The following is a 1,213-nucleotide window of genomic DNA, read 5'->3' as shown; positions in this document are numbered from 1 at the left end:
ACTTGGATTCCAGCGATCGTCGCAACGGTCTGATCTATGCGCTGTCCACTAAAGCAGCGAAGCGTTCGGCCGGGGTATCCCAATCGAGGGCTTTCCGGGGACGGCCGTTGAGCTCGGCGGCCATCGCGGCAAGGTCGGAGGGGCCGTGGGCGCTGAGGTCGCTGCCCTTGGGCAAGTACTGGCGCAGCAGCCCATTCGTGTTCTCGTTCGTGCCGCGCTGCCAGGGCGATGCAGGGTCGCAAAAGTAGACCTGCATGTTCGTCGCCGCGGCGAAGGAGCGATGCTCGCTCATCTCGGCGCCCTGATCCCAGGTCAGAGTCCGCCGCAGGTCAGCGGGCAGATCAGCGAAGGCCACGACCAGGCTGTCGCGAACTGCTTCCGCAGTGCGTTCAACGGGCAGATGGCCGAGGATCGTGTAGCGAGTAGTGCGCTCGACCAGAGTGGCGACCGCGGAGCGTTGCCTTCCGCCGACGATCAGGTCGCCCTCCCAGTGCCCGGGCACGATGCGGTCTTCGACCTCGGCAGGGCGTTCCGCCAGCGGGGTGATCGGATCGACGAAGCGACCGGTGCGGGACTGCGGGTCGCGGTGTGGTTTCCTCGCGCCGCGACCCCGGCGCAGCGACCGGGCGAGCTCGTGCTTGAGTTCGCCGCGCGCGTGGACGTAGACGGCCTGGTAGATCGTCTCGCTGCTCACACGCATCCCGAGGTCATGCGGAAAGTCTCGCCGAAGCCGGCAGCTGATCTGCTCCGGCGACCACCGCTTCGCGAGCTTCGCCGTCACATAGTCCCGAAGCGGCCCCTCGAGGCTGAGCTTCGCCCGCCGGGGTCGCTCGCGCCGCTTCACTGACGCTCGGTGCGCAGAGTGAGGCAGGTAGCCGTGGCGACTGACCGTGTTGCGTCGCAGCTCACGGCTGATCGTCGACGGGGCACGACCCATCAAGGCGGCGATCTGCCGGATCGACAAGCCGCCCTGCTGCAAATCCTTCAGCCGCTCGCGCTCCAGCAGACTGAGGTAGCGGGCATCGATCACCCGCTCGACCCGCCCCAGATCGACGCGCTCACCCTGATGCCAGACCGTCCTCGGCTTCTTCACGTTCGCCAGTATCTCCGCCGGCTTGTAGAGCGCCACCCGTCCGTCCGGGTAGATGCGCCCCTTTGAGAACACGCGGATACCCTTGTCCCAATCCAGCGCCTGATGCGACTCCACGCCTAG

General features: G+C 66.9%; 1 protein-coding gene. It reads right to left on the bottom strand.

Annotation, left to right across the window (positions count from 1 at the left end):
• Positions 1 to 34: 34 nt before the first annotated feature.
• Positions 35 to 1,213, bottom strand: a 1,179-nt coding sequence (locus tag AS96_RS14330) for an IS30 family transposase (protein ID WP_036291226.1), incomplete at its 5' end; no start/stop codon positions are given.

The sequence above is a fragment of the Microbacterium sp. MRS-1 genome (assembly GCF_000585455.1).
In the GTDB taxonomy this organism is placed as follows: Bacteria; Actinomycetota; Actinomycetes; order Actinomycetales; family Microbacteriaceae; genus Microbacterium; species Microbacterium laevaniformans.
Note: the sequence above shows the minus strand (reverse complement) of the source record. Positions and strands in the feature narration are given on the sequence as shown.